Here is a 25,086-nt window from a genome sequence, read left to right as displayed (position 1 = left end):
CCTGATTTAACGTCGTGAGCGTCTGGCCCACGCGAGTTCAATTTGTTTCATCCGTGTCAGAGATTCCAACACAAGGTTGCGTAAGTGTCGACAAAAATCTTCCATAAATAAAGCGGCCTGATGGGTTTTTCGTATCAAAATTGCTTCAGTGACCAGTTTAAATAAGTCGAAAGATTCCTGTAACTCGCGTCTGGAAATATTCAGGGTCAGGAAATAGCTACGCCGCAAGCAAGGTAACAGTTCCTGATAGTAGCGCATCAGATAGGGATTTCCGACCATCTCATGTTGCTGGGCCATGCCCTGAAAGATCAGATCATAAAACTTTTCTGTATGTCCTTGGCGAGTTTCTGCTTCTAATTGTTCTAATAATAGCTGAATGCGCTCGGCTTCATGACTCCGCCAGGTTTCAGCCATACGATGCACCATCTGCCCCAGCAATAAAGAGGTAATATCAAATAGGGCACGCACCTGCAAGGCCGACATTTCCGAGACAATGGCACCGCGACGCGGATAAATTTCAATCAGCTGGGTGCGTTCCAGCAACAGCAGGGCTTCACGAACCGACCCTCGACTGACATCCAGCTCCGAGGCAATCCTGAGTTCCTGTATACGTTCGCCTTCGACCAATTCGCCGCGAATAATCTGTTCGCTAATGTGTTTGGCAATCTGCTCAGACAAACTCTGTGCTTGTTCTAATGGCATACCGTTCCTGTCTTTATTTTTATGGATACTGGTTCAGCCCGTGATTTGGGCTATGTTGCTATTAGACAGAATTTTTTCAATAATTACTGTGACATTGTCAGACAATCTTGTGTCTCTACAGCCAACTCAAGTTCACAAAAAAGGAGAATAGTGAACCATTCTCCTTAGGTGATACATCAGTTCAACCTAAAAACTTAAATCAGGCCATAAAACCTTGATAAATAAAATACAGGCCGACGGTGGTCAGTAAAGCCGCAAAACATTTTTTCAGTACCGCAGGTGAAAGTAAATGTGCCACTTTTGCACCGAGTTTGGCGGTAAAAAAACTCATCATACTGATGCCAATAAAGGCATAAATATGGATATAGCCAATCGTATTTGGTACTGTGACCTGGGCCTGTTGACCAAACCAGATAAAGCCTAGTGCGCCTGCCACGGCAATCGGCAATCCACAAGCCGCAGAGGTCGCCACGGCTTTTTGCATCACGATGCCACAGCGATTCAAAAACGGGACTGTCAGACTACCGCCACCAATCCCAAAGATCGCCGATGCCACACCAATCCCACCGCCCGCAGCGAGTTGTACCGGGGTTGAAGGCAATTTTTTATTCGGATCGACCTGAACATTGGCGCCTTTAAACATTCTAAACGCCACCCAGACTGCAAAGAACCCGATCAACAGCTGCAAGCCTTGACCAGATAAATAGTCAGCAATCCCTGCGCCCAGGAAGGAACCAATAATCAAGCCGGGTGCCAGATTACGAAATACCGACCACAACACGGCACCTCTTTGATGATGCGCCATGACAGAACTGATCGAGGTGACAATAATGGTAGCCAGAGAAGTCCCCACCGCCATGTGCATAATCACGCTGGGATCGTACTGGAGCTGGGTAAAAACAATGTACAGAATCGGCACAATAATCAAACCACCACCAACCCCAAACAGGCCAGCTGTAAATCCTGCAATTGCACCAATCAATAAATATATGATTAACTCCATAACGATATTTACCACGTTTAGATTCAAATGGATGTAGAAACTCGTGAACTGCAACAACGATTAAGCGATGCAGGCCAGCTTCCGGAAGTATTGCTCATCAAACCGATTACCACATCGACCAATGACGATGTGCGGGAATTGGCAACCAAGGGGGTACAGCAGGTTCTGGTCTGTAGCCATGTGCAGACCCAAGGCCGTGGACAGCGCCAGCGTCAGTGGATTTCACCTGAAGGGAATATCTATTTAAGCACATTGCTGCATACACAAAAACCCATCGATGGCCGTTTGGCTCTGGAAATTGCGTTAAATATCCTGCAAATGCCCAGTCTACAAGGGCTGGACTTGCAAGTAAAATGGCCGAATGACCTGTATAGCGTCAAAGGCAAATGGGGCGGCATTCTGGTAGAACCAATTTCACCTACGCAAGTGGTGGTCGGGGTCGGGATCAACCTCAGCCCAATGTCTGCTGAGGTTCCCGAGCAGCAAGTGACCTCATTGAATGAGTTGGGCCTGCATCCGGGTTCACGCATTCAGCTGATTGCAGAACTGTATCTGGCGATTCAGCAAGCCGGACAATGGTTTAGTTATGGCAGCCAGAATCTGTCTGGTCGTTTCAATCGACATGCCGCTTTTATCCAAGAGAGGGTTGAATTTACCGATCTGCAAGGGCAATATTCAGGAAAATTTCTGGGTATTCAGGATGATGGCGCTGTTAAAATCGCAACTGAAACAGGTGTCCACATCTTTTACCAAGGTCAATTACGGCTCAAAAATAATCCTTGAACAGGCATAATCCATGAAGAAACTATGGCTAGATATTGGCAATACCCGACTCAAATACTGGATTACCGAACAAGATCAGATCATTGAACATGCAGCGGAATTACATTTACAATCCCCTGCCGATTTGTTACTTGGCCTGATCCAGCACTTTAAAACGCTGGATCTGGATCAGGTCGGATTGTCTTCGGTTCAGGACAAAACCAATAATGAGCGCATTCTTAGTATATTAGATGGTCTGCATATTCCAGTGATTTTTGCTCAGGTGCAGGCCCAATATGCTGGCCTGATTTGTGGCTATGATGAACCCGCACAACTGGGGATTGACCGCTGGCTACAGGTACTTGCTGTCGCGACCCAGCCTCATGAGAATTATTGTGTGATTAGTTGTGGTACAGCGCTGACCATTGACCTGATTCAAGGACAACAACATTTAGGCGGTTTTATTCTGCCAAATTTATATTTGCAACGTGATGCACTAATTCAGAATACCAAAGGCATTAAAATTCCGGATGCCGCATTTTCTGAGCTCAATCCCGGACGCAATACCATCGATGCAGTACATCATGGCATTCTGCTCGGTCTGCTCAGCACCATTGAAAAAGTGCTGCATGATTTTCCGGCACAGCTGGTACTAACCGGTGGAGATGCTCCACTGTTTGCCCAACATCTTGAGCCGTATCAGCCGAGGATTGAACCTGATCTTCTGCTTAAAGGTTTGCAGCATTTTGCGGCTCATTTGCCAGACACAGTTTCATGATTTCGAGCAATTGAGGAAATTCGGTAAATCCATCACATTTGTTAAAATGTCCGGCTTTTTTAATCTCAAAAATTTGAGCATTTAAGCTGTGGGCCAAGCGCAAGGAAACCGGTGCAGGTACAAAAGGATCATTACTGGAGATCAGCATGACCGCGCGTTTATAGCTATACGGCAGGTTGTTCAGATCCAGTCGTGTCGCCTGCAGCATTTTGTTCAGTTCCGACCAGGCCACCAGCGGCGTATCGAAAGCTGAAACCAGAATAACCCCGCCGATCTTGCGGTGCTGCTGGAGATAATGTTGCTGTAAAAAACTTAAAACACTGAGTCCACTCAGGCCATGGGCAACTAAAAAAGTATGCTCATCCATATGCGGAATGTGCAGTTTCAGGTTCTGCTGCCATTCTTGCAAATTGGGCTGAAAAGGATTCGCCAGCATAATCCGCTTGGATGCAAAACCGGCATTTTTAAGCTGACGACTGAGCCATGGATACCAGTGATCATTAGAAATCGCCTGATAATCTGGCACGATATACACCTGTTTTGTAATATTTTTCATAGGGATTTTCTTATTATAGTTGAACGAAAATTACATCGACAAAACACGAGTTTTATACAGCCTGAAGATGGAATTCAAGTGTCTTTTTGTTGAGCGTCTTGAGCACAATCACCTGCTCCATTTGAAAATCGAGCGGATACATCAACCGGCTTAAACTTCGGATTTCATCAGATAAGGCTCAATCACTTTCCAGAGTTCCGGCAGATCGGTACAGCCTTGGGAGTCAATAAAATGTCCATGATGCTTGGCATTGATCACGATGGCATCCAGACTGTCGGCCTGCTCCAGACTCAACTCCGGTGCAACCCGGTCATCGCCTTCAGAATAAATCACCACCCGTTCTGCAATCTGCTGTTTAAGTAACTCGAAATCTATTTCAGCGGCATCAATAAAGGGATTGACTTCATCCAGACGCCCCAAGCGACCATTAAATCCTGCGATCAAGACCAGTTGCTGAATCTTCTTCTGTTTTAATTCTCTGGACAGATAATGCAATACTGCCACCGTGCCCAAACTATGGGCAATGAAAATACTGTCCTCATCGATCGCCTCAATCTGTTCCCGCATTTGCTGATCCCAGGTGTCCAGTGTCGGTGTGGTCGATGGATCCAGGCGCAGTACTTTTAAACTGACCTGTTCCTGCCGGGCTTTTTCCTGAATCCATGGATACCAGTTTTCTTCCGGACTGGCGGTATAACCATGTACGACAATCACTTGAGTCATTTGAATTGCTCTTTATTATTTGCTCATGCTCCTGAGTCTGCCTGATTGGATTTTTATTTTGGGTAAGTAAATGTTGTTTTGTTTAAACCGGTTTGACTATTTATTCGCAATAAAAAAAGGCGCATATTGCACCTTTTTTTAAAACAAAACTTATTTCTTGTCATTACCGCCGAACAATGGACCCATACCACCGCCGCCGCCAAACTGTTTCTGCAAGCCGCCGAGTGACTTCATCATTTTTGCCATACCGGATGGATTGGCAAATTTTTTCATCATCTTGGCCATTTGGGCATGTTGCTTGATCAGCTTGTTGACTTCTGCCACTTCCATACCACAACCTGCTGCGATACGTTTTTTACGGCTTGGGTTCATCAAGTCCGGGTTACGGCGCTCTTTGATAGTCATCGACTGGATAATCGCTTCCATTTTCTTGACCTGCTTTTCAGGATTGGCTTGCGCCAACGCATCTTGCAGACCGGCATTGCTCATGCCAGGAAGTTTGTCCAGGAAGCCCATCATGCCGCCCATCTTGTTCATCTGCTCAAACTGCATCAGCATGTCTTCAAAGTTGAAGCTGCCGCCTTTTTGCAGTTTTTTCGCCATTTTTTCGGCTTTTTCTTTGTCGACCTTGCGTTCAAGTTCTTCGACCAAAGAAAGTACATCACCCATACCGAGAATACGCTGTGCAACACGCTCAGGATGGAATGGCTCCAAGGCATCGAGTTTCTCACCCATACCCAAGAATTTGATTGGCTTGCCGGTAATCGCGCGTACTGAAAGCGCTGCACCACCGCGCGCATCACCATCAGTTTTGGTCAGGATCACACCAGTTAAAGGCAAGGCATCATTAAATGCTTTGGCGGTGTTTGCCGCATCCTGACCGGTCATGGCATCGACCACGAACAGGGTTTCAGTCGGGTTAATCGCTGCATGCAGCTCTTTGATTTCACCCATCATGTCATCATCGATATGCAAACGACCTGCCGTATCGACAATCAGCACATCGGCAAACTGGATTTTTGCCTGTTCAATCGCGCGATTCACAATCGTAATCGGTTTTTCGTCTGCGCTAGATTCCAGGAAAATCGCACCGACTTCACCCGCGACAGTCTGTAGCTGTTTGATCGCAGCCGGACGATACACATCGGCAGAGACCATCGCGACTTTTTTCTTTTGACGTTCTTGTAAGAAGCGTGCAAGTTTCGCTGCAGTTGTTGTTTTACCTGCACCCTGCAGGCCTGCCAGCAGGACAACCACAGGTGGTTTTGCAGCGAGGTCGAGGCTTTCATTGGCCTCGCCCATCATTTTGGTCAATTCGTCATGAACGATTTTGACAAAAGCCTGCCCAGGAGATAACTGAGTCATCACTTCCTGGCCCAATGCCTCTTCCTTAACTTTCGCGATGAATTCACGAGTTACAGGTAACGCAACATCGGCTTCAAGAAGCGCCATACGCACTTCACGTAACGTATCTTTAATATTGTCTTCGGTTAGCTGCCCTGAGCCAGTAACATTTCTTAAACTCTGCGTGAGTCGTTCTGTTAAGGTATCAAACATTGCAAAATCCGCTTAAAATAGCCATGAGCAAAAAATTGTTTCTTAAAATAGAAAATTTATGCATAGAATGCTATAGGATACTGTAGTTCGCAGCGAATTTATATAAATGAATATTCATCACCCTTAAAAAGGTTTGACATGGTTAGCCTCCCCTTGGTTTATACGATCTTAGCATTAGTCGCTTATACCGCCTCCTTCTGGTATCTGTTCATTCATTTAATGTCTAAACGTAGTCCTAATCAATGGTTTGTCTCGCTAACCGCACTGCTGGGACTGGGCTTGCATGCACTGGTGCTCTATGGCGACATGCACACTCCGCTGGGCTTGAATTATGATGTTTTTGTACTGTGCTCTTTTACTTCAGGGCTAATGCTACTGCTGAGTATCATTTATAGTACCTACCGTCCAGTGATTGCCCTGAACCTGATCGGGATTCCGGTAGCAGCCACAGGCTTGATACTCGGTTTTGTTTTCAGTCAACCAGCCCAGCTGATTAGCCAGAACTCTCTCGGTCTGGATATCCATATTATTCTGTCTTTATCTGCCTATGCGGTATTGCTGATGGCGACCATTCAGGCCGTCATTTTGTACCTGCAGGATCGTGAGCTAAAAAAGAAACTGAAACGCCGGGTCTGGGTCAATCTGCTGCCCTCCTATCAGGACATGGAATCGCTGTTATTCGATATGCTGATGACTGGCTTTATCCTGCTGACCCTGGCGCTCGGTTTTGGTTTCTTTACCATCGATAATTTCTTTGCCCAGCATCTGGCGCATAAAACTGCTTTTAGTATGATTTCCTGGCTGGTCTATGGTTCACTGTTAATCGGGCACTGGAAGTTTGGCTGGCGTGGCCAGAAAGCCGTGCGCTTTACCCTGCTCGGTTTTGGCTTGCTGGCACTGGGTTTTATTGGTTCTAAATTCGTGCTGGAAATGATTTTGGTACGTTAACATACGCTAACCTAAAGCCCACACTACGTTTGAGTGCCGTCATCAAAATGTCATATTCAAAAATTATGGTTAAAGTGCATTAAAAATACACCAAGGATCATGATGATAAAATTACTTTCAAGTTTAGCACTACTTTGTTTATCAAGCGCAAGTTTCGCAGATTATCACTGTCACGGTAGCATTAAAGATCGCACGATTGATGATAATGTCAGTATCAGCCAAAACTGTCAGATTGATAATGCCACCATTAAAGGCAATGTCATGCTGTATCAGGGTGCTCAAGCAGTAATTTCAAATACTGCGATTGATGGCAATCTGGAATCGAAAGGACGTTTTAGCTCGGTTCTGGCACAACATAACCGGATTGACGGCAATATCCAGCTAGAAGGCGGTCAGACGATTCAGCTCACTGCCAATCAGGTAGAGGGTGATATCCAGCTGAAAAAGAATACCCAAAAAATTACTGTAAATGACAATGTGGTGGACGGTAATCTGCAATGCGAATCCAATCTAATTCAACCGATCGGTGGCAATAACCGGGTCAATGGTGACAAAGAAGGTCAATGTCGCCGTTTATAATTTTTATAAATGAAATAAAAAACTTGGCTGATACAATCATCAGCCAAGTGCTAAATTAATGATCCTTTTTAATTTGATATTCCGCATCAAAGGCCTGATAGTTCAGGCGATCTGCTGAATCTTCAGACAACGGTTCAACTTCCTGCATCGAGGACAAGCAGCGCTCTGTCAGCTGAATATATTCCTGCGTCCCTTTGCTTTTCCAGGAAATTTCTTTGGCATCCAGAGGACGAATGACCCGCGCCGGACTACCGAGCACCAGTGAATTTTCCGGAATTTGAGCTTTGGCTTTAACCGTGCTATTAGCACCGATAATGGTATTTTCACCAATTTCGGCTTCATCCAGAATCACGCTGTTCATGCCGACCAGTACATTTTTGCGAATGATACAACCATGTAAAATCGCGCCATGTCCGATATGGCCATATTCTTCGACTAGCGTGACGCTACCGGGAAAGCCATGAATGGTACAGGAATCCTGAACATTGGCATTTTTCTGGATATGAATCCCGCCAAAGTCGGCTCTTAAAGTAGCAAAAGGCCCGATATATACACCTTCTTCAATCACCACATCCCCGATCAGAACGGCTTGCGGATGCACATAAGCGCGAGGGCTGACCACAGGAATCACACCATCAATGGCATAACACGGCATTATTTTATTCCTTTAAAAATGCAGAATTAGATTAGCTAACGGCTTCGAGTCGCAAACCGCCAAAACGTTTATAAAATTGTGGATGTACTGGCGGCATCGAACCTTCCGAAGTTCGGGCGATCTCCATAAAGAACTCATCCCCTGCTGCAACCACGGTTTGATATAAATTACTGCTCAGATTACGGGCATTCAGGGAAAGCCAGTTGGATGGCAATAATTCAAACGGCAGATTCGGATCCTTTAATAAAATCCGGCGGAATTGATGAATCAGCAAAATACGCAACTGAAAAGCCTGAACCGGATCCAGTTCATCTTCCTGTTCTACCATATGAAAGAATTCCCGGAAATCCGCAATGAATTTTTCATAACGCTGATGCAGTTCCTGCACCGGCCAGTTGGTGGCCACCATGCGTTTTACAGTTGGATAGGATTCCTGCCAGAGCTGCAAGGTTTCGGCCTTAAACACCACCACCTGATCGGTCATTTTCAGGTTCAGCAGCAGGTTTTGCAGTTTCTGGTGATCACAGCCCGGATAGGCCATGACATTGGTGGCGATATTGGCAAAGCCCAGCCATTCCAGTTCTTTTTTCAGAACCAGTTTATTTTCCAGCTCCACCGAACTGAGCAGCACCAGATCCCATTTCTGATCCCATTCGGTGTGCTGAAAACTGTAAATTTTTTGATCCGCCATAATAAAACGCTGGCGGCTGCTTTCGGTCACGCGGTAATAGCTGGTGCGGCCAATTTTTTCAGACATCAGCCAGCCGTTTTGGACCAGACGGAATACGGCAGTCCGTACCGATCGTTCATTAAATCCGAATACATCCATAAGCTGAATCAGGCTGGCCAGACTGATAATGCCACCGCGGTGAAAAATACAGTCACCGAAGATGGTCATGATTAATGAGGTTCCGCTGAGTGCTTCAGTTTGAATAAAGTCATCAATTATTTGTTTTAATTTCGGATTCATTGCGTTTAACTTTACCTTATAGAAACTGGATGATAGACCATTTGGCTATCATCCAATAGTACTTCATGCAGACTTGCGGATATCAAACACGCGCTGTGCCTTGCCTTCAGAGCGTGGCAGACTCCCTTCAGGCAACACTTCGACATTTACGGTGATTCCGACCATGGTTTTAATCTGGCCCTTAAGCTGAGTTGCCAGCTGGTGCGCCATAATGTCACTACTATCTTTACGCATTTCAGTACGGATATGCAATGTATCCAGATGTCCCTGTTTGCAAATCTGGATTTGGTAGTTCGGAATCAGTTGCTGGATCTGTAAAATCTGCTCTTCAATCTGCGATGGGAAGACATTGACACCACGGATAATCATCATGTCATCACTACGGCCCACAATCTTGTCCATACGGCGCATGGTACGTGCCGTGCCTGGCAATAAACGGGTCAGATCGCGGGTACGGTAACGGATTACCGGCATGCCTTCTTTGGTAATAGTGGTAAATACCAGTTCACCTAGCTCACCGTCTGCCAGCACTTCGCCAGTTTCAGGATGAATGATTTCAGGATAAAAATGATCTTCCCAAATGGTTGGGCCATCTTTGGATTCGAGACATTCCATGGCGACGCCCGGGCCCATCACTTCTGACAGGCCATAAATATCCAAGGCATCAATGCCGAGACGCTCTTCAATTTCCTTGCGCATTTCATTGGTCCATGGCTCTGCACCAAAGACGCCGGTTTTAATTGAACAGTTTTTGGCTGTACCAAATTTCTTTTCCAGCGCTTCAATAATATTCAGACAATAAGATGGCGTAACCATTAATGCCGTCGGCTTAAAATCATGAATCAGTTGCGCCTGTTTATCGGTTTGTCCGCCAGACATTGGGATCACAGTTGCACCCAAGCGTTCAACGCCATAATGCGCACCTAGACCACCAGTAAACAGGCCATAACCATAAGACACCTGAATGATATCTTTACTGCTCAAGCCGGCTGCGCGTAATGAACGTGCCACCACGTCTGACCAGACATTAATATCATTCTGGGTATAACCGACCACGGTCGGCTGACCGGTGGTGCCAGAAGAGGCGTGCACACGTACAATCTGTTCCTGTGGTACAGCGAACATGCCAAACGGATAGTTATCGCGTAAATCCTGTTTGGTGGTAAACGGGAATTTGGCCAGATCTTCCAGAGAATTAAAATCATCCGGATGCACGCCAGCATCATCGAATTTCTTTTTATAAACCGGGCTATTCTGATAGGCATGCTGCAGGGTCTTTTTCATACGCTGTAACTGAACACTGCGTAGCTCATCAACCGATACTTTTTCAATTTTTTCCATTGCATTGTTATTCATATTCTTACTCCTGACGCAGTCTTCCTGACCACGATTTAATTCATTGATTGAATGATGTCTTAATCCATATTTTCTAAAACCAGTGCAACACCTTGACCAACACCGACACACATGGTGCACAGTGCATATTTGCCTTGACGGCGTTTCAATTCATGCATAGCGGTAATCACCAGACGGGTACCACTCATACCCAGTGGATGACCCAAAGCGATGGCACCGCCATTCGGGTTGATTCTTGCATCATCATCTTGCAGGCCCAATTCCCGAATCACAGCCAGCGATTGCGCTGCGAATGCTTCATTCAGCTCGATCACGTCCATCTGTTCCAGGCTGAGTCCGGTTTGTTTCAAGACTTTCTGTACCGCTGGCACCGGGCCAATGCCCATATATTTAGCTTCGACACCGGCGCTGGCCATCCCGATCACTTTGGCTTTCGGGCTCAAACCATACTGCTCGGCAAACTGCTGATTCCCAAGTAATACGCAAGCCGCACCGTCATTGACACCTGAAGCATTACCAGCCGTGATCGAACCGCCTTCTTTACGAAATGGGGTTTTTAAGGCGGCCAGATTGTCCAGTGTCGTCTCTGCGCGCGGATGCTCATCTTGGGAAATGGTCAGAGTGCTTTTCTTCGGACCTTTGACCTCTACTGGCAGAATTTCTTCGGCAAAAATACCCTTCTGCTGGGCTACTGCGGTTTTCTGTTGGCTGTGATAGGCAAACAGGTCCTGGTCTGCACGGCTAATCTGATACTTTTCAGCGACGTTTTCGGCCGTTTCCGGCATGCTGTCAACGCCAAACTGTGCTTTAAATTTTGGGTTGATAAAACGCCAGCCAATGGTGGTGTCATAAATTTCAGGGGTACGGCTAAAGGCAGTCGTAGGTTTGGATTGCACGAAAGGCGCTCGGCTCATGGATTCTACGCCACCCGCCAAAACAAATTGTGCTTCACCCGATTTGATGGCACGTGCTCCCAGTCCAATGGCATCCAGACCTGAAGCACATAAGCGGTTCACGGTGAGCGCTGGAACAGATTCAGGCAACCCTGCGAGTAAAGCAGCCATACGCGCCACGTTGCGGTTATCTTCACCGGCCTGATTGGCACACCCCAAGATCACTTCATCCAGTTCTGTCCATGGCAAGGCCGGATGCTGCTCTTTCAAATATTGAATCGGTAGCGCTGCCAGATCATCAGCACGAATGCTGCTCAGTCCACCGGCATAGCGTCCGATCGGGGTGCGAATTCCATCAAAAATATAAACCTGTTCCATGATTCTTCCTTTTAGCCAGCAACACGTAATGGTTGCTGCTGAGTTTTCTGTGCCTGTCCCTGCACCGCTTTCTTTGCTAAATATATACTAGTTCTATAGCGGTCTTCACCATAAATACGATACATATTTTCTAAAATTTGTAAAATTGTGTAATATCCAATTTTATCTGCCCATTCGAATGGACCACAAGGATAATTAACGCCATATTTCATAGCAGAATCAATATCTTGTTCTGATGCAATATCATGCAATACTGCTTCACAGGCTTCATTCACCAACATGGCAATACTACGTATAACATAAAGACCGGGATGATCCTTAGACCAAATAGGTATCATATCCATACCTATGAGGAATAGCTCCACTGCCTGGCGCTGTTCAGTACTACATGCTGGTGATGCAACGACTGGAATTGCCTGGGCATTTGTCCAATCTGCATGCCAGTCCATCAACACCACAGGCTCATGCGGATAGGTAAGTTCAACCGACTCACCGAGCGATAATCGCAGGGAAAGATCACCAATCAGGATTTCATTCTGTTCTGCCGCCTGAAAAATGAGATCCACATGAGAGGCCTGTTTTAAACGTTCAATCAAGGCTAAGGAATGTCGCCATTCACCTTTTACCGTGACTTTGAGCTTATTCAGCGACTTGGCATAACACACTGGCAATTCATATACAGGCACAGGCTTGGACTGCGTGTAATCATAAAAACCCTGACCGGACTTACGACCATAACAGCCGGCATCGACCAGCTCTTTTTGAATCAAGGATGGGCAGTAGCGTGGCTCATAGAAAAATTCCTGATAGACACTTTGCGTGACCGAGAAATTCACATCCTGACCAATCAGGTCGGTGAGTTCACATGGACCCATGGCAAAACGGCCACATTCGCGCATGATGTAATCGAGCTGTTCCGGGGTGGTAGCATTTTCCTGCAAGGCACGAAAGGCTTCGGCATAATACGGTCGTGCGACACGATTGACGATAAAACCGGGCGTCGATTTGGCCCGTACCGGAACCTTGTTCCAGTCCTTCATCAATTCAAATACCGCATCGGCAATGGCTGCTGAAGTTTTCAGTCCGCGGATAATCTCGACCAGCTTCATCACGGGGGCCGGATTAAAGAAATGCAGCCCAATCACCCGTTCCGGATTCGGAATCGCCGAGGCAATTGCAGTAATGGAAATCGAGGAAGTATTGGAAGCAAAAATTGTCTGTTCCGGGCAAATGGCAGCCAGTTGTTGAAACAGGTTTTGTTTCACTTCTTTCTTCTCGACAATGGCTTCAATAATCAAGCCCGCATCAGCAAGCTGCTGAATATCCTCTGCCACGATCAGATTGGCGAAGGTACTCTCCAGCAATTGCTGGGTCATTTTGCCATTCTGTACCCGCTTGCCAAGCTGCGCCTTTAAAGCAGTCAAGGCACTCTGAACTTTGCTGCGATCGAGGTCAAACACATAGGTCGGATGCCCGTGCATGGCGGCCAATTGTGCAATGCCAATTCCCATGGTTCCAGCACCGACCACAGCAACTTTGACGTGTTCCAAATTGATCTGTTGCATGATTTAGCATCCTTTATATTCAGGGGTACGCTTCTGCATAAAGGCTTGTACACCTTCTTTATAATCGCTTGAACGTCCAGCCAAACGTTGCAGGTCACGTTCCAGAATGAGCTGCTGATCCAGATTATTGTCGGCTGCGGCATGAATGGCTTTTTTGATTAGTGACAGGCCATAAGTCGGCTGCTTGGCCAAATGCTCGGCCAGTTTTTTCGCTTCTGCTTGCAGTTGCTCATCTTCAACCACCTGCCAGATCATGCCCAGTTGTACTGCGCGCTCAGCCGGAATTTTATCGCCGAGCATGGCAAGACCCATCGCCTGGGCACGCCCGACCAGACGCGGTAAGAACCAGGTGCCGCCTGAATCTGGTACTAAACCTAGACGACAAAAGGCCTGAATAAAGGAAGCCGATTTTGCAGCCACCACAATGTCACAGGCCAGTGCAATATTGGCACCGGCCCCTGCCGCCACACCATTCACCGCACAAATCACCGGTTTTGGCATTTCAGTAATCAGTTTGATTAAAGGGTTGTAGTATTTTTCAATCGACAGGCCTAAGTCCGGTGCATCGGCATTCGGATCGACCACACGATCATTCAGATCCTGACCAGCACAGAAACCACGACCTTCTGCTGAAATCACTACGGCACGAATCTGGCTGTCTTTGGCCCAGGCCTTGATGACTTTAGAGACTTCCTGATGCATGGTTTCATTAAAACTGTTGAGCTGTTTTGGACGGTTAAAGGTCAGGTAGCCCACTGCATTTTTTTCTTCGACAATAATTGTTTGATAATCCATTACACACCTCTAAATTCTGGTTTTCTTTTTTCTAAAAATGCATTAATGCCTTCCTGGCGATCTTGGGTCGCAGCCAGCCAGACAAAATGTTGACGCTCGAGCTTCAATCCCTGACTTAAAGTCACTTCATGAATCGACTTTAAAGATTGCTTGATGGCACGAATGGCCAGCGGTGCCTGCTTGGCAATTTTTTCTGCCAGTTCCAGTGCGTATTGCACGGTCAATCCTGTCGGACAAATCTGGCTGCTCATGCCATGTTGCAATGCGGCTTGTGCTGAAATCATTTCACCGGTCATGGCCCAGCGCATCGTTAATTGCTGACCGACCAGACGGGCAAGGCGCTGTGTTCCACCGGCGCCCGGCAACATGCCTAAACCAATTTCAGGCAAGGCAAACTGGGCATTGTCGCCAGTTAAAATCATGTCACCATGTAGAGCCAGTTCAAACCCTGCACCAAAGGCATAACCATTCACCGCCATGATTACAGGCTTGGAAAATTCATCAATTTTTTTCCAAAGCAGTGGCCGCTGATCCTGCTGGATGCTGACCACATCTAACTGCGCCAATTCATTTAAATCAGCACCGGCAGCAAAGCATTGCGTATTTCCGGTAATGACCACGGCTTTCACAGCAGCATCTGTTTCCAGGTTCTGCAAACAGGCTGCAATACCTTGCAAGGTCGCATTATTTAGGGCATTGCGCTTTTCCGGGCGATTCAGCTCAATCAGGACTACGCCGGGTTTTGGTGAGCTGGTTTTAATGTAAGTCATCCTTGAACTCCTGCTGTGCTCAGTGCTGTAAATTCAGCTGTTATTCATCAAAACTGAGTCGGACATTGGCTGTGGTTGGACGTGCCTGACAACTGAGCACATAGCCTTTCTGGATTTCATCTTCTTCCAGACTGTAATTCACCGCCATTTCAACCTGGCCCTCTAACACCTTACATTTACAGGTGGCACAAACACCGCCCTTACAGGCATAAGGCAGATCGGCTCCGGCACGTAGCGCAGCATCTAAAATACTGTCATCCTGTTTGGAGACTTCAACAATCAGCTCGCGACCATCGAGGATGATATTGACGCGTTCTTCGCTGCGGCTTTCAATCTGCTGGGCGGTTGCTTTCGGTGCAGTACCCGTATTGAAGCGTTCAGTGTGAATCTTGCTGCGTTGAATGCCCCAAGTCGGTAATACCGTTTCGACCGCCGCCATCATTTCTTCAGGACCACAGGCAAAACAGTGATCTGTGTCGGCTGAAATCAGATTGGCCTGAAACAGCTGCTGCAATTTATCCGCATTGATACGACCGTTAAAGATTTCGCTGTCATTCAGTTCACGTGAAAAAATATTTACCAGTTGCAGACGTTCCTTAAAACGGTCTTTCAAGTCCATGATCTGTTCAGAAAACATGGTCTGTTTCCAAGAACGGTTGCCATATACCAAGGTAAATGTGGCTTCTGCTTGACGGTTTAGCACCGATTTTACAATCGATAAAATTGGCGTAATGCCACTGCCTGCTGCAAACCCTAGATAATTCTGGCCACCGGCCTTGGCTGCTTTCTGAAAGAACACCCCTTGCGGTGGCATGACTTCCAGTACATCGCCCGCTTTGAGATGCGCATTGGCCCAGGTTGAAAACTGACCCTGATCAATTTTTTTAATCGCAATACTCATATCTTCCTGGGTATCACTGCAGATCGAGTAGCAACGACGCAGCTCGCCGTCATCGGTTAAATGACGAATGGTGAGGTGCTGACCCGGCTGATATTGAAAAGCATCAAACTGTTCAGGTGCGAGATCAAATGCAATGCAAATCGCCTGCTCGGTTTGAGGCTGAATCGATTTAATGGTTAATGGTATAAATTGGCTCATTTGAAAATCCCTCTTTCGTTTTGGCTATTTCTTTTTTGTGTTCACGCAGACGCTAGACCAGACATTAAATACATTTGAAATAGTCAAAAGTTTCTAAGCAGTCTCGACATTGATATAAGGCTTTACAGGCGGTCGAACCGAATTCACTTAATAATTTACTGTTATAACTTAAGCACTGTGGACAGGTGATGCCATCGGTCAATGCCACATGCGTACCACAGCTATGTGACTGGCCTTGCGGCGGTGCAATACCATATTGCTGTAATTTTTGTTTACCCGATTCACTCATCCAGTCCGTGGTCCAAGCTTCAGACAAATCAACAACAACTTTGACCGGGGTCAAACCGTTCGCCTCAAAAGCCTGGGTAATTTCTGCTTTTAATAAATCCGTGGCCGGACAGCCGCTATAGGTCGGCGTGAGTCGCACCACAATTTCATCCTGCTGATTCAGCTCGACGCCACGAATCATACCTAGATCAATCACGGACAATACCGGAATCTCTGGATCAGAAACCTGCTGTAAAACGTCCCAACATTGATCTTCTACGTGTCGAATCAGATTCATGCGACTCACTCCCTGTGATTGTGCCGAATTACCAGTTCATGTTTGGATAAGAGCGCTGCATATATTGCAGTTCAGCCAAAATAAAACCGAGATGTTCTGTATGTAAACCCTGTTTAGCCCCACTACGATAAGCGCCCAGCTCTGGCAGGCTTAATTCAAATCGGGCTAATTCGGCTGTAATTGTTTCTAGCCACTGGACTTTTAAATTTTCAATATCTGGAAGGACACCACTATTGACCAGCTGTTTTTCATCTGCCGTCAATACAAAAAGTTCCTCAGTAAAACGCCATAACTGGTTTAAACCTTGCTGGGTTTTTTCATGCGCTTCAGCTGTACCTAGACTTAGGCGTTCCATCCAGGTGGTGGAAAAACGCTGGTGATATTTCACTTCTTTGAGTGACTTCACTGCAAAAGCCGCCAGCTCAGCATGCTGACTTTGACTTAAGGCACTAAACAATAAAGCATGATAGTGATCCATCAACCACTGGCGTACCAAGGTCTGGGCAAAGTCACCATTTGGCTGTTCGCATAGCAGCAAATTACGATAGTCACGTTCGGTGCGGAAATAAGCCAGCTTGTCTTCATCACGGCCCAAGCCTTCCACTTCACCGGCCAGACTGAGTGCGGTACGTGCCTGACCCAATAAATCCAGTCCGATATTGGCTAAGGCAATATCTAGCTCCAGTTCAGGGGCATGGCCACACCATTCTGCCAAACGATGCGACAACACCAGTTGACTGTCGCCCACATGTAAAAGAAATTCTGCCAATACTTGATTTGTCATAATCTTCACCTTTCCCTTTACATGTGCTCGATGCCAGCTGGAATGTTATAAAAGGTTGGATGGCGATAGACCTTGTCCAAAGCTGGTTCAAAAAATTCTGCTTTTTCATCTGGCTGGGAAGAGGTAATCAATTCAGATTTCACCACCCAGATACTGATACCTTCATTGCGGCGGGTATACACATCGCGGGCATTTTGTAGTGCGACCTCCTCATCTGGCGCACGCAGGCTGCCAACATGACGGTGACTCAGACCCTGTTTACTACGCACAAACACTTCATAAAGTGACCAGTTGTTTTTGTTATTCATGAGCAAATTTCCCTATATTGATCAAACTGTTTTAAGCAACTTTTTGTGCTGCTGACTGTTGCTGCTGTTTTTGCGCATAGACTGCTGCTGAATCACGTACCCACTTACCGCCTTCCCAAGCTTTGCGGCGTGCTTCAATACGCTCATGGTTACACGGTCCCTTGCCTGCAAGAATCGCAAAGAACTCATCCCAATTGATTTCACCAAATTCATAATGTCCGGTTGCTTCATTGAATTTAAGGTCTGGATCGGGAACGGTTAAACCCAGCTGCAAGACTTGCGATACAGTGTTATCGACAAATTTCTGACGTAAATCATCGTTGCTGAATAATTTAATTTTCCACTGCATGCTTTGTGCACTATTCGGTGAATTATCATCACTTGGACCAAACATCATCAGTGCCGGCCACCAAAAACGGTTCACGGCATCCTGTGCCATCTGCTTTTGTTCCGGCGTACCATTGGCCAGTTCCATCATGGCTTCAAAGCCCTGACGCTGATGGAAACTTTCTTCCTTGCAGACGCGCACCATAGCGCGGGCATAAGGACCATAAGACGTACGGCACAACGCAACCTGATTGACAATTGCTGCACCATCCACCAGCCAGCCAATCGCTGCAACATCGGCCCAGCTCAGAGTTGGATAGTTAAAAATGGATGAATATTTCATGCGACCGGCAATCAGCTTATCCATCATGTCGTCACGATCCGCCCCCAGGGTTTCTGCAGCGCTGTAGAGATACAAGGCATGACCGGCTTCGTCCTGAACTTTTGCCATCAGCACGGCTTTACGTTTTAAAGTTGGTGCACGGGTAATCCAGTTGCCTTCTGGCAACATGCCCACCACTTCAGAGTGTGCGTGCTGACCGATCTGACGAATCAAGGTTTTACGATAAGCATCCGGCATCCAGTCCTTCGGCTCGATGGAAATATCCTTTTCAATCTTTTGATCGAAGATTTGTTGTTGATTATTCATTGTTCCCTCACTTATCCCAAGTGTTGATACACTCAAATTAAAACGATACGTAATTAAAATCAATATCTATTTATTGGTATCATTTAATTTTTATCACTTATTTTTAATAAATATTTGTTTTACATCATTTAATATTTTTTATTTTATTGTTACGCATTTTTAAATACAGATTTATGATTGACATTTTCAATTTTTCAACACAAATTATGAAACATCAAAATTAAAATACATCTCAAAACGTATCATAAATGGAGTTTTTACAATGTTAGAGTTAGACAGCAGCTCAAGCACAACGGATTATCAAGATACTGAATCAACCCATAATCCTATTGCCATCAAAAGCTTATCTTCACTGGTGTACGGCCAGGAATACGCAGCGCAAGCCGATTTACGTACGGTTTATCATGCCATTAGCGGTGAAGCGGTTTATCAGGTCGGCAGTCAGGGCATCGATACCCAAGCCGTGGTGAAGTATGCCAAACAAAAAGGCGCGACTATTGCCACATGGACCTTCCATCAACGTGCCAATGCACTGAAGCAAGTGGCTCAGTATTTGATGGAACGCAAAGAAGACTTTTATGAGCTTGCCAAAGCAACCGGCTGTACCCGTAAAGATGCCTGGATTGATATTGAAGGCGGAGTTGGCACCTTATATGCCTATTCGAGTTTGGTGCGTCGCGAACTGAGTGATGAAACAGCATGGGTGGAAGATGCCTGGATTCCTCTTTCTAAGCAAGGTAGCTTTGGCGCGAAACATATTCTGACGCCTAAAGCCGGTGTCGCCGTGCATATCAATGCCTTTAACTTTCCGATCTGGGGCATGCTGGAAAAAATCGCACCGACGCTGCTGGCAGGCGTACCCTGTATTGTCAAACCGGCGACCGAAGGTGCCGAGCTGACCCATGCTGTGGTCAAAGCCATTCATGAAAGTGGTTTCTTGCCAGAAGGCTCGCTACAGCTCATTTGCGGACAGATCTATGATTTATTCGATTATTTAAATCCTCAGGATACGGTCACCTTTACCGGTTCTGCATCAACCGGGCAAAAACTGCGTTCGCATCCACACTTAAATGCCTACTCGATTCCATTCACTATGGAAGCAGATTCGGTCAATAGTGCGATTTTGACGGCGCAAGCCAATGATGAAACGATTGATTTATTTGTTCGTGAAGTTTTCCGTGAAATGACCACTAAAGCCGGACAAAAATGCACCGCCATTCGTCGTGCCTTTGTTCCAGCCGAGCTGCTGGATACAGTACAAGACCGTCTGATTGAAAAACTGAAAAAAGTGGTTGTCGGTGATCCGGCTCAGGAAGGCGTGACAATGGGTGCTTTGGCCAGCGTCAAACAGAAACATGATGTCGCGGCAAAAGTTGAACAGCTCAGCCAGGATGCAGAAATTGTGTTCGGTAGTCACTTGCGTCAGGACTTTAAGATTCAAGTACAAAATACTGAGAAGTCCGCATGTTATCCACCAACAGTCTTGGTCTGCAAAGCACCGGCTCAGGCAGAAAATATTCATAAAATTGAAGCCTTTGGACCTGTAGTCACTTTAATGCCATATACTGACCTGGCTCAGCTGGCTGACCTGGTGGCACGTGGCGAAGGTAGTCTGGTAGCATCCATCGTACGCAATACCGATGAAAATATTGAACAACTGCTCAGCAAAATTGCGCCATGGCATGGTCGTGTCCATATTCTGGATGCAGAAAGTGCCAAAGAAAGTACCGGACATGGTTCTCCATTACCTTTGCTGGTGCATGGTGGACCGGGACGTGCTGGTGGCGGTGAGGAGCTCGGTGGCTTACGTGCAGTGAAACATTATATGCAACGGACTGCGATTCAAGGTTCCCCGAATGCCATGACCCAAGTCGGTCATAGCTGGACGGCTGGTGCTCAGGTCTTTGAAGACCGTGTGCATCCATTCAAAAAATCATTTGATGAATTGCGTATCGGTGAGCGTTTACTGACTGCACGACGTAGCGTGACCGAAGCCGATCTGGTGAATTTCGGCTGCCTGAGCGGTGATCACTTTTATGCGCATATGGACAAAATTGCTGCGGCAGAATCACTGTTTGGTGAGCGCGTGGCCCATGGTTACTTTGTGGTATCTGCCGCGGCCGGTTTATTCGTCGAGGCTGCTCCAGGCCCGGTCATTGCCAACTATGGCATGGACAACTTGCGCTTTGTAGAGCCGGTGAAAATTGGCGATACCATTCAGGTAGAACTGACCTGTAAGCAGAAAACTCCAAAAGCACTGCGCGATCCGGCACAGAAACCACATGGTGTGGTGGTCTGGGATATTAAAGTCAAAAATCAGCGCAATGAACTGGTCGCAACCTATGATATTTTGACCCTGGTTGAGCGCGGCTAAACATTTAAACTCAAAAAAGGAATCATTATGATTCCTTTTTTTTTGATTCAAATATTATTTGTATCTATTCTTAAAAAACAGATTGACGTCAATCCAATTAAACTTTAGATTGATCAAATACGATACAAAATAAAAATAATATATAAATTAAAAGTATCAAATAAATATCTCAAACGATCAGCACAGGATGTTGCATGATGAATGATAAATCGCTAGACATAGACATGGTTGAAAGGACGATTCAACCGCCCAATCAAAGTTTTGAGCCTACACCGACAGAAACGGCCGTGCCGCTGTCTGAACAGATTGAACCACCACCGGAAAGCAGCACCTATCAATGGTATGTGGTGGTCATTTGTATGGTGGCTTACATTCTGTCATTTGTAGACCGTCAAATTTTATCCTTAATGATTGAACCGATTAAAGCCGATTTAATGCTAAGCGATACCCAGTTCAGCCTGTTACAGGGTCTAGCCTTCTCCTTGTTTTATGCCATTATGGGTCTGCCCATTGCCGCGCTGGCGGATCGAAAGTCCCGGATTAAAATTATTGCGACCGGGATTGCATTCTGGAGCCTCGCTACAGCGGCCTGTGGTCTCAGTAAAAACTTTATTCAAATGTTTATTGCACGTTTGAGTGTGGGTGCCGGTGAAGCTGCGCTTTCCCCTGCCTTTTATTCAATCGTTGCCGATTTATTTCCCAAAGATAAATTAGGCCGTGCACTCGGGGTATATGCGATTGGTGCCTTTATTGGTTCGGGTTTAGCTTTCCTGATTGGCGGCTATGTGATTGGCCTGCTAAAAGATGTCAGCTTCGTGGCTTTACCGCTCATTGGTGAAGTAAAAACCTGGCAACTTACCTTTATGATTGTGGGTCTACCAGGCGTATTGCTGGCCCTGCTGATGGTTTTGACGGTGCGTGAGCCTGCACGTAAGGGCATGAAAGTCGGTCAGGATGGTCAGGTCATTAAAGCCTCTTTCAAAAATTCGATCGGTTTTATCAAGACACATAAAAAGACCTTTTTCTGTCATTTTATCGGCTTTTCTTTTTACACCATGATGCTGTATTCGCTGCTGGGCTGGGCACCTGCCTATTACATGCGTAATTTCGGTCTGGATGCGAGTCAAACCGGTTATATCCTTGGGACGATTATTTTAGTGGCAAATACCTCTGGTGCCCTGTTCTGTGGCTGGCTGATCGACTTCTTTTCAAAGCGTGGCTATAGCGATGCTGCAATTCGTACCGGTGCCATTGGCTGTGCGGCGCTGATTATTCCGAGTGTGCTGTTTACTCAGGTCGATAATATGCAGCTTTCATTTGCGCTGATTTTTGTGGCGATGTTCTTCTCCACTTTCCCGATTCCTGCATCCGCTGCTGCTACGCAAATGCTGACACCAAACCAGTTACGAGCCCAGGTCTCTGCCAAGTTTCTGCTAATTTCAAATCTGATTGCCTTAGGCATCGGAACCACCGCAGTGGCGTTGATCACGGATAAATATTTTCAGAACACGATGATGGTTGGTAATTCTATTTCGATCGTCAATGCCATTGCCGGAGTGATTGGCTTCTTCTTGTTGTATAAGGGCTGTCAGTATTATCGTGAGAGTATGAAAGTCGAAAAACTGGCTGACTAAAATAGCTGGATATGAATCAGCCATCTTAAGCTTCACTGTGAAAGGCCTTTAATCCACATTAAAGGCTTTTTTATATCCATTCCACAAGCTCAATTTTCAAGTTCTCAAATTTCAATTCTCCCTCCAACCTAGACAGGCTGGCTAAAAAAACGTATAACACCGTTTTAAATTTACAGGTGTGCACCGTTGAAACTTGTGCTTGCTCCCATGGAAGGCTTAACCGATCCGATTATGCGTGATGTGCTGACATCCGTAGGTAGCTTTGACTGGTGCGTGACCGAGTTTATCCGTGTCACCGACTCTATCCTGCCCGATCATGTTTATCACAGTTACTGCCCGGAACTGTTAAATGATGGCAAGACGGCGGCGGGTACGCCGGTACATGTGCAGTTTCTGGGAAATAATCCGGAAATGCTGGCAGCAAATGCAGCCAAAGTTGCCGCAATGGGCGCACCGGCGATTGACCTGAATTTTGGTTGTCCTGCGAAAACCGTGAACCGTCATCGCGGCGGTTCCGTTTTACTGGATGAACCCGAAGTGGTACATGAGTTAGTCAAAGCCGTGCGGGATGCAGTACCGGCGCATATTCCGGTGTCTGCGAAAATGCGTCTGGGTTATATGGACCGCAACTTTATGCTGGACAATGCCCATGCTATTGAAGATGCGGGAGCGTCTTGGGTCACCGTTCATGCGCGCACCAAAGCCGATGGCTATACTCCACCCGCTTTTTGGGACCAGCTACAACCGATTCGTGAAGCACTGAAAATTAATGTGATTGCCAATGGTGAAATCTGGAACAATGCCGATGCCAAACAGTGCCGTCTGGAATCCGGTTGCGAAGACCTGATGATTGGCCGTGGTGCCGTGACCACACCCGACCTGACCCAATGTATCCGCCAAAATTCAGATGCACCTTTGATGAACTGGAATGAATTGCTGGAACTGCAAATTCGCTTTATCAATGGCCCCGCCAAAACTGAGATCGGGATGGTCGGTCGTTACAAGCAATGGCTCGGCATGATGTCGAAACATTATCCTGAAGCCAAATCCTTATGGGATGAAGTAAAGCGGATTAAAGTTCTGACTGAAATGACCGAAAAACTGAAAGCCTCAACTATGTAAATGCAAAAGCCTTTGAATGATTCAAAGGCTTTTTTTGATTCTATAAATCATTTTAAGGCTGCTTATGCTGTTTTAAGCTTTCTACATGTTCCCGATTGTTTTTCCAGAATTTTTCTAAAAGCTGTTTTTCTAAACGCAGTTGTATCCGTTTTAATTTCGTTTCAGAAATCATCTGTTGATCAAAACTTTTCACATAATCGGTCCAAGCTGCGCCCCGAAATACCTCATTCGGCATTGGTGTTTTAAATACCGCATCCGGCATAAATACAATCACAGAATGCAAAAGATTTAGCTCCACAATATCAGCCAGTAATTGTTCCAGAACTTTGATGTGTTTATAGTTTTGATGAATCGGATTTTGAAATGTATAACTGTTTTTATAAATTTTCTGGGTCCATTGTTTCTGACGCGCGCTTGCAAAAATCCAGCCCTTATAGTTTTTGGTTTCAATCACAAAGATGCCATAAGGACTTAATAGCAGATGATCGATTTGTGTGGTGGCACCTGCTCCATCTGGAAGGGTCAAATCATTCAGTAGAATGTAATTCAGGGTCTTTTAAATACCGTTTGACATGGGTACTGACCGTGAACTCACCTAACTTTTCTTAAAAATGGCTTAAATAATTTAAAAACAATCACGCCAAAGAACAGCAGAAAAATCCACCATACACTGAACCAGAGCGGACTTAATATCTGTAATATAGAATGTTCCATATTCTAATTTTCATTTATTTTAAGACTTCGATCTTAATGCGTTCGCTCAATATTTAACAGAATTTCTTTTTTATCCAAACCACCGGCGAAGCCCACCAGCTTGCCACTGCTGCCAATCACCCGATGACAGGGTGCAATAATCGAAATCGGGTTTTTTCCGTTGGCTGCACCCACGGCACGCACTGCTTTAACATTACCCACCTGCTCGGCAATATCGCGATAGCTTCGGGTCTGGCCATAAGGAATATTCAGCAGAGCCTGCCAGACTTTTTTCTGAAAATCGGTTCCGGCAAAGTCCAAAGGCAAGTCAAAAACATTGCGCTGACCAGCAAAATACTCCTGAAGCTGGCGTCTGGTTTCAATCAATAGCGGATGCTGCAGATCTTCCACCAAGGTCGCCAGTTTCACCCGATTCGGCTGTTCACAATCCCAAAGCACAGCTACTAGTGCGGTGTCATTCGCGACCAGTCGTAACTGACCGACTGGAGAATCCATATAGAGATAACTTAAGTTCATGCTT

General features: G+C 46.1%; 25 protein-coding genes and 1 pseudogene. 7 read left to right on the top strand and 19 right to left on the bottom strand.

The features are described 5' to 3' along the window. Window positions 1-6 precede the first annotated feature (6 nt). Both FTU95_RS10725 and FTU95_RS10720 read right to left on the bottom strand, forming a co-directional pair. Window positions 7-702, bottom strand: a complete 696-nt coding sequence (locus FTU95_RS10725) for a GntR family transcriptional regulator (RefSeq protein ID WP_180078486.1) — start codon at window positions 700-702, stop codon at window positions 7-9. A gap of 199 nt (window positions 703-901) precedes the next feature. Further along, window positions 902-1,705 (bottom strand): sulfite exporter TauE/SafE family protein, encoded by an 804-nt coding sequence (locus FTU95_RS10720; RefSeq protein ID WP_005172427.1) that lies wholly within the window; start codon window positions 1,703-1,705, stop codon window positions 902-904. Window positions 1,706-1,732: 27 nt separating this feature from the next. Here FTU95_RS10720 and FTU95_RS10715 point away from each other — a divergent pair, with 27 nt between their 5' ends. Beyond that, entirely contained in the window at window positions 1,733-2,488 is a 756-nt protein-coding gene (locus FTU95_RS10715) for a biotin--[acetyl-CoA-carboxylase] ligase (protein ID WP_100355526.1), read from the top strand. Window positions 2,489-2,501: 13 nt separating this feature from the next. Then, window positions 2,502-3,245, top strand: a complete 744-nt coding sequence (locus tag FTU95_RS10710) for a type III pantothenate kinase (RefSeq protein ID WP_100355527.1) — start codon at window positions 2,502-2,504, stop codon at window positions 3,243-3,245. Here FTU95_RS10710 and FTU95_RS10705 read toward each other — a convergent pair. From FTU95_RS10705 to ffh, 3 genes are all read right to left on the bottom strand, one after another. Continuing rightward, window positions 3,196-3,801 carry an alpha/beta hydrolase gene (locus tag FTU95_RS10705; protein WP_180078484.1) on the bottom strand — a complete coding sequence of 202 codons (606 nt, stop codon included), beginning with the start codon at window positions 3,799-3,801 and terminating at the stop codon, window positions 3,196-3,198. The two genes, FTU95_RS10710 and FTU95_RS10705, sit on opposite strands and share 50 nt — an antisense overlap. Before the next feature lie 150 nt (window positions 3,802-3,951). Next, window positions 3,952-4,524 (bottom strand): alpha/beta hydrolase, encoded by a 573-nt coding sequence (locus tag FTU95_RS10700; RefSeq protein ID WP_180078482.1) that lies wholly within the window; start codon window positions 4,522-4,524, stop codon window positions 3,952-3,954. A 150-nt stretch (window positions 4,525-4,674) separates the two neighbouring features. Continuing rightward, the gene (ffh, locus tag FTU95_RS10695) at window positions 4,675-6,081 is read right to left on the bottom strand and encodes a signal recognition particle protein (RefSeq protein ID WP_004279196.1); all 1,407 of its coding nucleotides are present in this window, start codon (window positions 6,079-6,081) and stop codon (window positions 4,675-4,677) included. Window positions 6,082-6,219: 138 nt separating this feature from the next. Between ffh and FTU95_RS10690 the strand changes: the two genes are divergently transcribed. Both FTU95_RS10690 and FTU95_RS10685 read left to right on the top strand, forming a co-directional pair. Then, window positions 6,220-7,029: an inner membrane protein YpjD gene (locus tag FTU95_RS10690; protein ID WP_180078480.1), complete on the top strand. Its 810-nt coding sequence runs from the start codon at window positions 6,220-6,222 to the stop codon at window positions 7,027-7,029. 99 nt (window positions 7,030-7,128) lie between these two features. Further along, window positions 7,129-7,608 carry a DUF4097 domain-containing protein gene (locus FTU95_RS10685; protein ID WP_257220136.1) on the top strand — a complete coding sequence of 160 codons (480 nt, stop codon included), beginning with the start codon at window positions 7,129-7,131 and terminating at the stop codon, window positions 7,606-7,608. Between the two features lie 55 nt (window positions 7,609-7,663). Here the strand turns inward: FTU95_RS10685 and FTU95_RS10680 are convergent, their stop codons facing one another. The 12 genes from FTU95_RS10680 to paaA form a co-directional block, all read right to left on the bottom strand. Then, window positions 7,664-8,263, bottom strand: coding sequence for a DapH/DapD/GlmU-related protein (locus tag FTU95_RS10680; protein WP_180078478.1), 600 nt, complete (start codon window positions 8,261-8,263; stop codon window positions 7,664-7,666). Between the two features lie 31 nt (window positions 8,264-8,294). After that, window positions 8,295-9,233, bottom strand: a complete 939-nt coding sequence (gene paaX / locus FTU95_RS10675; RefSeq protein WP_074384109.1) for a phenylacetic acid degradation operon negative regulatory protein PaaX — start codon at window positions 9,231-9,233, stop codon at window positions 8,295-8,297. A gap of 63 nt (window positions 9,234-9,296) precedes the next feature. Further along, entirely contained in the window at window positions 9,297-10,589 is a 1,293-nt protein-coding gene (paaK, locus tag FTU95_RS10670) for a phenylacetate--CoA ligase PaaK (RefSeq protein WP_074384108.1), read from the bottom strand. Between the two features lie 59 nt (window positions 10,590-10,648). Continuing rightward, window positions 10,649-11,860: a 3-oxoadipyl-CoA thiolase gene (gene pcaF, locus FTU95_RS10665; protein WP_180078476.1), complete on the bottom strand. Its 1,212-nt coding sequence runs from the start codon at window positions 11,858-11,860 to the stop codon at window positions 10,649-10,651. Between the two features lie 11 nt (window positions 11,861-11,871). After that, window positions 11,872-13,425 (bottom strand): 3-hydroxyacyl-CoA dehydrogenase, encoded by a 1,554-nt coding sequence (locus FTU95_RS10660; RefSeq protein WP_180078474.1) that lies wholly within the window; start codon window positions 13,423-13,425, stop codon window positions 11,872-11,874. Between the two features lie 3 nt (window positions 13,426-13,428). Then, window positions 13,429-14,220 (bottom strand): 2-(1,2-epoxy-1,2-dihydrophenyl)acetyl-CoA isomerase PaaG, encoded by a 792-nt coding sequence (gene paaG, locus FTU95_RS10655; protein WP_005172455.1) that lies wholly within the window; start codon window positions 14,218-14,220, stop codon window positions 13,429-13,431. Beyond that, window positions 14,220-14,990, bottom strand: coding sequence for an enoyl-CoA hydratase-related protein (locus FTU95_RS10650; protein WP_180078472.1), 771 nt, complete (start codon window positions 14,988-14,990; stop codon window positions 14,220-14,222). Before FTU95_RS10650 ends, paaG begins: the two co-directional genes overlap by 1 nt. Window positions 14,991-15,030: 40 nt before the next feature. Next, a complete protein-coding gene (locus FTU95_RS10645; protein WP_180078470.1) occupies window positions 15,031-16,089 on the bottom strand; it encodes a 2Fe-2S iron-sulfur cluster-binding protein in 1,059 nt (352 codons plus the stop codon). 64 nt (window positions 16,090-16,153) lie between these two features. After that, a complete protein-coding gene (gene paaD, locus FTU95_RS10640) occupies window positions 16,154-16,654 on the bottom strand; it encodes a 1,2-phenylacetyl-CoA epoxidase subunit PaaD (protein WP_180078468.1) in 501 nt (166 codons plus the stop codon). Window positions 16,655-16,682: 28 nt separating this feature from the next. Continuing rightward, window positions 16,683-17,438, bottom strand: coding sequence for a 1,2-phenylacetyl-CoA epoxidase subunit PaaC (gene paaC / locus FTU95_RS10635; protein WP_180076395.1), 756 nt, complete (start codon window positions 17,436-17,438; stop codon window positions 16,683-16,685). 17 nt (window positions 17,439-17,455) lie between these two features. Further along, window positions 17,456-17,746, bottom strand: coding sequence for a 1,2-phenylacetyl-CoA epoxidase subunit PaaB (gene paaB / locus FTU95_RS10630; protein WP_004279183.1), 291 nt, complete (start codon window positions 17,744-17,746; stop codon window positions 17,456-17,458). Between the two features lie 31 nt (window positions 17,747-17,777). Then, complete coding sequence (gene paaA, locus FTU95_RS10625) at window positions 17,778-18,722, bottom strand: 1,2-phenylacetyl-CoA epoxidase subunit PaaA (protein WP_100328957.1); 945 nt, start codon at window positions 18,720-18,722, stop codon at window positions 17,778-17,780. Window positions 18,723-18,984: 262 nt separating this feature from the next. On the opposite strand from paaA, the gene paaZ reads away from it, so the two are divergent. The 3 genes from paaZ (at window position 18,985) to FTU95_RS10610 (ending at window position 23,852) form a co-directional block, all read left to right on the top strand. Beyond that, complete coding sequence (gene paaZ, locus FTU95_RS10620) at window positions 18,985-21,096, top strand: phenylacetic acid degradation bifunctional protein PaaZ (protein WP_180078466.1); 2,112 nt, start codon at window positions 18,985-18,987, stop codon at window positions 21,094-21,096. A 194-nt stretch (window positions 21,097-21,290) separates the two neighbouring features. Then, window positions 21,291-22,730, top strand: a complete 1,440-nt coding sequence (locus FTU95_RS10615) for an MFS transporter (protein ID WP_005095892.1) — start codon at window positions 21,291-21,293, stop codon at window positions 22,728-22,730. Window positions 22,731-22,916: 186 nt separating this feature from the next. Beyond that, complete coding sequence (locus FTU95_RS10610; RefSeq protein ID WP_180078464.1) at window positions 22,917-23,852, top strand: tRNA-dihydrouridine synthase; 936 nt, start codon at window positions 22,917-22,919, stop codon at window positions 23,850-23,852. A 52-nt stretch (window positions 23,853-23,904) separates the two neighbouring features. On the opposite strand, the pseudogene FTU95_RS10605 reads toward FTU95_RS10610, so the two are convergent. Both FTU95_RS10605 and FTU95_RS10600 read right to left on the bottom strand, forming a co-directional pair. Continuing rightward, a pseudogene (locus tag FTU95_RS10605) lies at window positions 23,905-24,566 on the bottom strand (nuclease-related domain-containing protein). Between the two features lie 33 nt (window positions 24,567-24,599). Continuing rightward, complete coding sequence (locus tag FTU95_RS10600; protein ID WP_100328961.1) at window positions 24,600-25,082, bottom strand: methylated-DNA--[protein]-cysteine S-methyltransferase; 483 nt, start codon at window positions 25,080-25,082, stop codon at window positions 24,600-24,602. Between the last annotated feature and the right edge of the window lie 4 nt (window positions 25,083-25,086).

Source organism: Acinetobacter sp. YH12208 (assembly GCF_013418055.1).
Lineage (GTDB): Bacteria > Pseudomonadota > Gammaproteobacteria > Pseudomonadales > Moraxellaceae > Acinetobacter > Acinetobacter pseudolwoffii.
Note: the sequence above shows the minus strand (reverse complement) of the source record. Positions and strands in the feature narration are given on the sequence as shown.